This is a genomic window from Pengzhenrongella frigida (assembly GCF_004168625.1).
GTDB lineage: Bacteria > Actinomycetota > Actinomycetes > Actinomycetales > Cellulomonadaceae > Pengzhenrongella > Pengzhenrongella frigida.
Genome location: NZ_SDWW01000033.1, coordinates 45029 through 53958, shown reverse-complemented (window position 1 = coordinate 53958; position 8930 = coordinate 45029). Strand labels below are relative to the sequence as shown.

Annotated in this window: 6 protein-coding genes; 2 read left to right on the top strand and 4 right to left on the bottom strand. The window is 68.8% G+C overall.

What is annotated here, in order from left to right; genetic code table 11:
• Positions 1-1138: 1138 nt before the first annotated feature.
• Entirely contained in the window at positions 1139-2254 is a 1116-nt protein-coding gene (locus EUA98_RS13580) for a tyrosine-type recombinase/integrase (RefSeq protein ID WP_207219092.1), read from the top strand.
• 163 nt (positions 2255-2417) lie between these two features.
• Here the strand turns inward: EUA98_RS13580 and EUA98_RS13575 are convergent, their stop codons facing one another.
• Together EUA98_RS13575 and iolG are read right to left on the bottom strand one after the other, a co-directional pair.
• Positions 2418-3281 carry a TIM barrel protein gene (locus EUA98_RS13575; RefSeq protein WP_242511510.1) on the bottom strand — a complete coding sequence of 288 codons (864 nt, stop codon included), beginning with the start codon at positions 3279-3281 and terminating at the stop codon, positions 2418-2420.
• Positions 3282-3321: 40 nt separating this feature from the next.
• The gene (gene iolG, locus EUA98_RS13570) at positions 3322-4341 is read right to left on the bottom strand and encodes an inositol 2-dehydrogenase (protein WP_130103222.1); all 1020 of its coding nucleotides are present in this window, start codon (positions 4339-4341) and stop codon (positions 3322-3324) included.
• A gap of 180 nt (positions 4342-4521) precedes the next feature.
• On the opposite strand from iolG, the gene EUA98_RS13565 reads away from it, so the two are divergent.
• The gene (locus EUA98_RS13565) at positions 4522-5544 is read left to right on the top strand and encodes a LacI family DNA-binding transcriptional regulator (RefSeq protein WP_130103221.1); all 1023 of its coding nucleotides are present in this window, start codon (positions 4522-4524) and stop codon (positions 5542-5544) included.
• Positions 5545-5572: 28 nt separating this feature from the next.
• On the opposite strand, the gene EUA98_RS13560 is transcribed toward EUA98_RS13565, so the two are convergent.
• Both EUA98_RS13560 and EUA98_RS13555 read right to left on the bottom strand, forming a co-directional pair.
• On the bottom strand, positions 5573-7072 hold the full coding sequence (locus EUA98_RS13560) for a sugar porter family MFS transporter (RefSeq protein WP_242511507.1): 1500 nt from the start codon (positions 7070-7072) through the stop codon (positions 5573-5575).
• 305 nt (positions 7073-7377) lie between these two features.
• The gene (locus EUA98_RS13555) at positions 7378-8922 is read right to left on the bottom strand and encodes a CoA-acylating methylmalonate-semialdehyde dehydrogenase (protein ID WP_130103220.1); all 1545 of its coding nucleotides are present in this window, start codon (positions 8920-8922) and stop codon (positions 7378-7380) included.
• Between the last annotated feature and the right edge of the window lie 8 nt (positions 8923-8930).

Sequence of the window (8930 nt, the reverse complement as noted above, 5' to 3'; positions counted from 1 at the left end):
GATCACTCCCTCACTCTCAGCGAGGGGGGTCAATTTTCGCCCGGCGCCAGGGGGTCAGTTTTCACTCAGCGTCGACACGCCGAGTGGGCGCACTGCGATGTAGGGACTCTTCGCAGGGATCCAGATCTCCGACGGGACGTTGGGCGTAAGCGCACGTGCGAGCGCTCGGCTCTCGAGCGGGACGCCGAGTGCAGCCATTGCGTCGTCGAGCGAGTCGAAGTGCGTGCGTTCCGGCATCTGGTCCTCCGTCGAGTGTGCTTGCGATCAGTGTGGACCAACCCCTGGACGTCCTGGCCAAGTCCCGCCGCAACCTTGTCCCCGACACCACGGAGGCGACCGACCAGCCACTAGCCCTCACAGCCTGACCAGCACGAAGATCACGCCAAGCGCCACACCACTCCCAGGGGCTTGACGAGTGCCCAGGCCGCCCCATGACTGTTGGACCTGTCCGCCGTGCTGGACATGGTTGGGAATGCGCTCGTCGCCGCAGCGATCACAGCTCAAGGGCGACACATGGGGCATAGAGGCTCAGCGGCAGTGGCGTTGTCGCACGGGACCAGGCCCAGCTCGACCAGCGCGGTGGCGACCTCTACGCCGTGAGCGCGAGTTGGTCGGACTGATGAATCAGACCGTCTCCTGCGGCGACGAGTACCGCCCGATCAAGCACGGCGTCTACGAGGTGCTGGTGCGCCGACGACAGAGCCCTACACATCACCCCTGTCTGGCCTCGCTGCACGGGATCGACTTCGGCTGGAACATCGCGGACCTGACCCCCTGTGAGCCGCGACACTTCCCGCCCAAGATCCGCCGACGTCCCCCGATCTCCGCCAGGATCCTCCGCAGTCCTCTGCTTACGAACTGCTTACGGAAACAAAAAAGCCCTTCCTCCCCGGAGGGAGAAAGGGCCTTTGACCTGCACTTTCATAAGTAGCGGGGGTAGGATTTGAACCTACGACCTCTGGGTTATGAGCCGGGGCCACGTTGCATCCGGCCACGCTCCTGCTAACGTGAGTTGCAGCATACACGCAGGTCAGAGGCCACTTCTGAACCGTCGAGGTTCGCCCGGGTCCACCTCTTTCCAGGTGCGTCTGCGTACATTGTGCGTACATCAGCCCGCGGAGGTGGCGCTGTGGGATGGGTGATCCGGCGGACAGCCGACGACGGCAAGACCCGGTACACCGCGATGTTCCGCGACCCGTACGGGCGCACCCGCTCCGCCGGGACCTTTGCCACCGAGCGCGAGGCGGGCCGCGCCGCGGACCGCCAGGAAGACGCCGTCGCGCAGGGAACCTGGATCGACCCCACCGCTGGGCGCATCACGTTCGAGGAGTACGCGGTGAAGGTCTGGCTGCCCTCCCGGCACCTCGAGGTCACCACCCGCGCCGGGTACCAGTCGTACCTGCGCAACCACTTCGTGCCCTACTTCGGGCACATGCGCGTGGCCCGGATACTGCCCACCACCGTCCAAGCCTGGGTCACCCACGCCCTCGAGCACGGCCTGTCGCCCCGGTCCATCGCGAAGTACCACGTGATGCTGCACTCCGTGTTCGCCCGCGCGGCACGCGACCGGATGATCGCCTACAACCCCTGCGAGAACACCGAGCTACCCAAGGTCGTGCTCAAGAAGACCCGCATCCTGACCCCGACCGAGTTCGAGTCCGTCGTGGCCGCCATGCCCGCCCGCTTCCATGCCCTGCTGCTCACCGACATCGAGACCGGCCTGCGCTGGGGCGAGCTCGTCGCACTACGACCCCGACACATCGACTTCCTCCGCGGGACGATCACCATCGAGGAGACCATCGTGGAGGTCTCCAAGAAGGACTCCCCCACCGGCCAGCGCATGATCGTCAAGCCCTACCCCAAGAACGACCAGACCCGAATACTTCATGTCTCTCAGGATCTGCTCGACACCCTCGCCGACCGCATCGCCGCCCTCGGGCTGGGCCGCGACGACCTGCTGTTCCCCTCCCGCGAGGTCGCCCACGGGCAGCCGCTGTCTCGCGGGACGTTCAACACCCGGTTCTGGCGGCCCGCCGTCACCAAAGCGGGCATCGACTTCCCGGTGCGCATGCACGACCTACGCCACGCCCACGCCTCCTGGCTCCTCGCCGGCGGCGCCGACCTCAAATCCGTCATGGAACGCATGGGCCACGCCCAAATCATGACCACCCAGAAATACCTCCACACCCTGCCCGACGCCGACATCAAAGCCCTCGCCGCCTTCCAAATCATCCGCCGGCGGGGCGACGCGTAGACGCTTCTGAATGCACTCTTGGGTCGCGCCAAAGTCACGGTCGTCGCTGATTGCAGCGTGACTTCTGGAAGGTGCAACAAATTCCACCGATCGCTGCCAGACACTCGCGCGGCTGACGGCGTCGATAACTGATAAGTGGGATAGCGGCCCCCGCCCGGAGGTCTCAGGCCAGATTCAGGCCGCGCAAGTAGGCGATCGACGAGCGAACATCCCTGACCGGGCCTTCGTCGGCGGGCTCGCCGGCCAGGATCGTGTCCTGCTCCAGGACGTACCAGCCGTCGAAGCCTGCGGCGTCGAGCGACGTCACAATGGCAGCGAAGTCGACGTCGCCCTCGCCGAGGGGGACGTAGATCCCGGCCCGGACGGCCTCGGTGTACGTGAGCTCGCCCGCCTGGACACGCTTGGCAAGATCGAGGCGCACGTCCTTGGCGTGCACGTGGTTGATGCGACCGGCGAAGGTCGCCACGAGCTCGACCGGGTCCGTCCCGCCGATCAGCAGGTGACCGGTATCGAGGCACAGCGGGATCTTGGAGCCCGCCAGGACGCGGAGCACCTCGTCGCGCTTCTCGACCATGGTGCCCACGTGCGGGTGCAGGGTGGCCTTGATGCCGCGGGAGGAGGCCAGGTCGACGAGGCGGTCGAGGTTGGCGAACATCGTGGCCCACCCCTGCTCGTCGAGCACGGGACGCTCGTCGTACCCCGCGAGCCCTGAGTTCGCGGCGAGCACGAGCACGTCGCCGCCCGCCGCCTCGAAGCTGTCCAACTCGCAGCTGACGGCGGGCAGCGGGTCGTGGTCCGGGTTGTGCAGCACGACGGGAACGAACGCCCCGACGGCGGCGAGGCCGTACGGCTCAAGCGCCGCGGCGCGCTCAACGGGCGCCGGCGGGAGCCAGCCCTGGGGACCGAACTCGGTCGCCTCGAGCCCGACGGCCGTCATCTCGGCGAGCACCCTCGACGGTGCCATCTGATAGCCCCACCCGGGGACCTCGCACACGCCCCAGCTGATGGGGGCTCCAGCGATCTTCACGGAAAGTCTCCTTGCGTCGGTCGAGTTGGATCTGGCGTATTCAGCGAGCGGTGGCGATCAGCTCGGGTGCCGTCGTGACGGCGACCCGCTCTCCGATGCTCGCGCTGAGGGTCGCCGCGTCGGCGAGGACCAGGGCGGCGCGGCCGTCGAAGATCGACGGCGACGGCGCCAGCCCCGAGGTCACGCAGTCGATGAAGTGGCTCAGCTCGAGCTGGTACGCCTCGGCGTACCGCGCGAGGAAGAAGTCCAGGTAGGGCCCGGCGGCCGAGGACTGGCCCCGGCCCGAGGAGCGCACCGACGTCGCGAGGTGGTTGACCGCCTCGAGCGCACCGCGCGGGCCGAACGCCTCGAGGCGTTGGTCGTACCCGGACGCGCAGTGACGGGAGTTGATGATCGTCGCGACCGCGCCGCTCGCGGCGGTCAGGGTCACGACGGCGGCGTCGAAGTCGCCGGCGCGTTCGATGGCGGCGTCGAGGTGCTGGCCCACTGCCGAGACCGAGACGATGTCGCCGAGGAAGAAGCGCGCGGTGTCGAAGTCGTGGATCGTCATGTCGCGGAAGATCCCGCCGGATCCGGCGATGTATGACGCGGGCGGGGCCGCCGGGTCGCGGCTGATGATGGTGAGCTGCTCGAGCGCGCCGATCTCCCCGTCCCGGACGCGATCGTGGACCTCGGCGAACGTCGGGTCGAACCGGCGGTTGAAGCCGATCATCACCGAGCTCTCGTGCCCGGCGATCGCGGCAAGGCACTCGTCGACCCGCACGACGCTGAGGTCGACGGGCTTCTCGCACAGCACGGCCTTTCCGGCGCCGACCGCGGAGATGATGTGGTCCACATGGGTCGCGGTGGGTGAGCCGATGATGACGGCGTCGACGTCTGGCGCAGCGAAGACCTCAGCGACCTGGGTGGTGGAGCGCGCACCGTACCTCGCGGCCACGGTCGCGGCGTTCTCGCCGAACGGGTCGGCGACGAGCACGAGCCGAGCACCTGGGTGCGAGGCGACGGTTGCTGCATGCACGGCACCGATGCGTCCTGCCCCGATGATGGCGATGTTGACCATGGGCGAGGTACCCCTCTTCCTTGAAGGTCGCGCGAAGCTCCTCGGCGATCGCCGGAGAACCTGGACCTATGTCTACCGAGGAACTTGACGCGCGTCAAATTCATGTCCGGACATACGCTCAAATGCCGCCGATTCGCGTGTCGACACCGGCCTCCGGCCGCGTCGACCTAGGATTTGCCCATGCGGCGACTCCCGACCCAGGCGGACGTTGCCGCGCGTGCAGGGGTCTCGCGCGCGCTCGTGTCGATGGCGCTTTCGGGACGACCCGAGGTCGCCGAGAGCACGCGGGAGCTGATCCTGCAGGCTTCCCTCGACATCGGCTACCGCGTCAACGCGCCCGCCGCCAACCTCGCTCGCCGTCGCACGGGGCTCGTCGGCGTCGTGCTGCAAGACGTCGCCAACCCGTTCTTCAGCGAGGTCGCCGCGCACCTCCAGGACGCGGCCGCCGCTGCCGGGCTGACGACGCTGCTCAACGACGGCCGCCGCGACCCCACCCGTGAGGCCCACGCGGTCGAGATGTTCCTGCAGCTGCGGGTCGACGGTCTGGTCATCGTCTCGCCGCTGCAGGCGAGCGCGGCGCTCGCGGCGATCGGGCGGCAGGTCCCGACGGTCGTCGTCGGCTTCCCGGTGCCCGCCGTCGGGGTCGACTTCGTGCACAACGACTCGGCCGCCGGCGCGCGGCGCGCCACGGAGCATCTGCTCGCGCTCGGCCACCGCGACATCGCGTACCTCGACGTCGCCGCCGGCGTGTCCGAGCCGCTCCTGCTGGACCGGCGCGCGGGGTACCTCACGGCCATGGACGCGGCCGGGCTCGGCGCGCGGGTCGTCGCCGACGTGGCCGCCGACGGCGACTCCGCCGCGCTGATCCTGGCCCTCGCCCACCGGCCCACCGCCCTGCTCGCCCACAACGACGTCACCGCCATCGCCGCGATGGGCGCGCTCTCCCGGGCCGGGATCGACATCCCGGGCGAGATGTCGGTCGTCGGGTACGACAACACGCGGCTCGCCGCGATGCCGCAGTTCGACCTCACAACGGTGGATCAGCCGAGGGCGCGCACGGGCGGAACGGCCTTCGCTCTGCTGACCGAGCGGATGCAGGGCCGCGAGCCGGGGCGCACCGTGCGCCTCGACCCCGACCTCGTCGTGCGCGGCTCGACGGCCCCGCGGCCCGGTCCCCGCAAGGCCCGGACGCCCACGCCCTGATCGACGTCGGAGTCCGGGCCTCGCGCGGTCAGACGCTGCTGTCGCGGAACTCCTCCTCGAGCTCCTCGAGCGTCAGGTGCGAGGTCTCGGGCACCATCCGCCAGCTGAAGATGACGGTGCCCACGTTGACCACGGCGAACACCAGGAACGTCCCGGTGCCCCCGAAGGTGCTGATGAGCAGCGGAAAGCTGAACGTGATGATGGCGTTGGCGATCCACATGAGGAACACCGCCAGGCCCATGCCGAAGCCGCGCATCTTCATCGGGAAGATCTCCGACAGCATCACCCAGGTCACCGGCGAGACGGCGCCCTGCTGGAAGATCAGGAAGCAGAGCATGAAGGCGAGCACGGTGTAGGAGCTCGACGCCGGCGGGGTGGTGCCGGCCTCGAGGCTCGGCTGGACGAGGAGCCCGAACGTGGTCGCGATGGCGGCGAGCGACGCGATGATGCCGATCTGACCGACGATCAACAGGTTGCGGCGGCGGACGCGACCCACGAGCCACAGCCCGGCGACCGCAGCGATGACCGAGACCACGCCGTTGGCGATCGTCGCGGTGAGCGCGGCATTGGTGCCGAGTCCGGTCTCGGTGAGGATGGTCGGCGCGTAGTACATCAGCGTGTTGACGCCCGTGAGTTGCTGCAGCACGGCGATGCCGACGCCGATGATCACGAGGCGCTTGATCCACGGGGTCCTGAGGTCCGCCCAACCACCCTCGCGCTTCGCGTTGGACTCCTGCGCGACGTTGAGCATCTCGGACAGCTCGCCCTTGAGGTCGTAGCCCGGGCGTCGCGTGCTCCGCAGCACCTCGGCGGCCTCGCCGAAGCGGAACTTGCACGCGAACCAGCGGGCGGTCTCAGGCATCCGGTGCATGCCGATCCACAGCGCGATCGCGGGGATCGAGCACAGGAAGAGCATCCAGCGCCAGGTGGAGTGGCCGTCCCATACGTTCGCCAGGACCGCGTTGATCGAGTAGGCGAGCAGCTGGCCCGAGACGATCATGAGCTGGTCGACGGCGACGAGCCGGCCGCGCAGCTCCTTCGGCGCGATCTCGGCGAGGTACACGGGGACCGTGGCCGAGGCGCCACCCACCGCGAGCCCGAGGACGATCCGGGCGGCCACCATGACGGCGACCGACGGAGCGAGCGCCGTGCCGATGGCACCGACGAAGAACACCCCGGCGAGCAGCAGGAGGTTGTGCCGGCGCCCGAACCGGTCCGAGAGCCGCCCGCCGTACAGCGCACCGAAGGCCGCACCGAACAGGAGCGAGGAGGTGACGAGCCCCTCCGTCAGCGGACTCAGGCCCAGCCCGCCGTTGGCGGCAGTGTCGGTCATGAACGGCAGCGCGCCGGCGATCACGCCGGTGTCGTAGCCGAACAGAAGCCCGCCAAGTGTCGCGACCAGGGCGATCGCCTTCATGGAGTGCGGCTTGAGGGGCTTGCCCGTCTCGAAGAACGCGTCGAGCTCGGCGGGCGAGACTTGTTGCCCGGTTCCGGAGGTTGCCCCCACCTGATCACTGATCGCCGTCATTGGCGTCCTTTCCATGGCCGGGCGGTCGTGACCGGACCCGGCAGCGGCGTGCGCATGGCGGCTGCTCGAACGCGTAGACCCGCATTCTCGTCTCTGAGAGATCCGCGCCACACCGGCAGCCTCGCCCGCACGTGTTTGTCCTTACATTCAACTCAGAATGATGTGACCTGTCAACTCTTTGTCCTGTCATTCTGACTAATTTGCCACGCACCGTGAGTTGCACACCAGCCGCGCGCCGGGCGCGCCAAAGCCGGCGGGACGGTGAGGTCTCGCCGGCTTTCACGCACCTGGTTTTGCTGCGGGACTCAGTCGTTGCCGGGGAAGCTCATGCTCGCGGCAGCGGCCGTGGCTTGGTGGGGCCAGCGGGTCGTGACGACCTTGGCCTTGGTGTAGAACCGGAAGCCCTCGGGGCCGTGGGCGTGGTGGTCGCCGAACAGCGAGTCCTTCCAGCCGCCGAAGGAGAAGTAGCCGACGGGGACCGGGATCGGGACGTTGATGCCGACCATGCCTGCCTCGACGTCGACCGAGAACGCGCGCGCGACCTCGCCCGAGCTGGTGAAGATCGCCGCGCCGTTGCCGAACGGCGAGGAGTTGACCAGCTCGATGGCCTGCTCGTACGTGTCGACCCGCATGACGACCAGGAGGGGCCCGAAGACCTCGTCGCAGTAGGCGCGCAGGTCGGTGGTGACGTTGTCGAGGATGGTCGGGCCGACGTAGAACCCGTTCTCGAAGCCCTCGACGACGAGGTCGCGGCCGTCGACGATCGCCCGCGCGCCGGCGTCGATCGCCTCGGTGGTGAAGTCCAGCACGCGCTGGCGGGAGGCCGGGGTGATGACCGGGCCCATGTCGGTGTCGGCCGCGTTGCCGGGGCCGACCTTGAGCTTCTCGGCCTCGAGCTTGAGAGCGGCGATCAGCGGCTCGGCGGCGTCACCGACGACGACGGCGACCGGCAGGGCCATGCAGCGCTCGCCGGCGGAGCCGAAGGCCCCGGAGGAGATCTGGGAGGCAGCGAAGGTGATGTTCGCGTCGGGCATGACGATGGCGTGGTTGTTCGCCCCGCCCAGAGCCTGGGCGCGCTTGCCGTTCGCGATGGCCTTCTGCTGCACGTACTTCGCGATCGGGGTGGAGCCGACGAAGGACACCGCCGCGATGCCGTCGTTCTCGAGGATCGCGTCCACGGCCACCTTGCCGCCCTGGACGACGTTGAAGACGCCGTCGGGCAGGCCGGCCTCCTGGTACAGCTTGGCGACGAAGATCGACGCGGACGGGTCACGCTCGGACGGCTTGAGGATGAATGCGTTGCCGGCGGCGATGGCGACCGGGTGCATCCACAGCGGCACCATGGCCGGGAAGTTGAACGGGGTGATGCCGGCAACGACGCCGAGCGGCTGGCGCAGGGTGTGCACGTCCACGCCGGTCGAGGCGTCCGAGCTGAACTCGCTCTTGGAGGCCTGGTTGATGCCGCAGACGAACTCCATCGTCTCGCGGCCGCGGGCGATCTCGCCGCGGGCGTCTTCGACGGTCTTGCCGTGCTCGGCGGAGATGATCTGCCCGAGCTCGAGGTCGTGGGTGAGCATGAGTTCGCGCATCTTGAACAGGATCGTGGTGCGCTTCGCGAGCGACATCCGGCCCCAGGTCTTCTGCGCGGCCTGGGCGGCGGCCACCGCCTCGGCCACTGTGCCGGCGTCGCCGAGGGCGACGTGCCCGGATACCTCGCCGGTCGACGGGTTGTAGATCGGCTGGGTCAGGCCCGTCGCGCCCGCGGTCTCCTGGCCGTTGATCCAGTGCTTGACCGTCGCGGTCGGCGCCGTGCCGGTGGCGGGGGTGGGTGCTTCTTGCGTGATCGTCATCGCTAGTT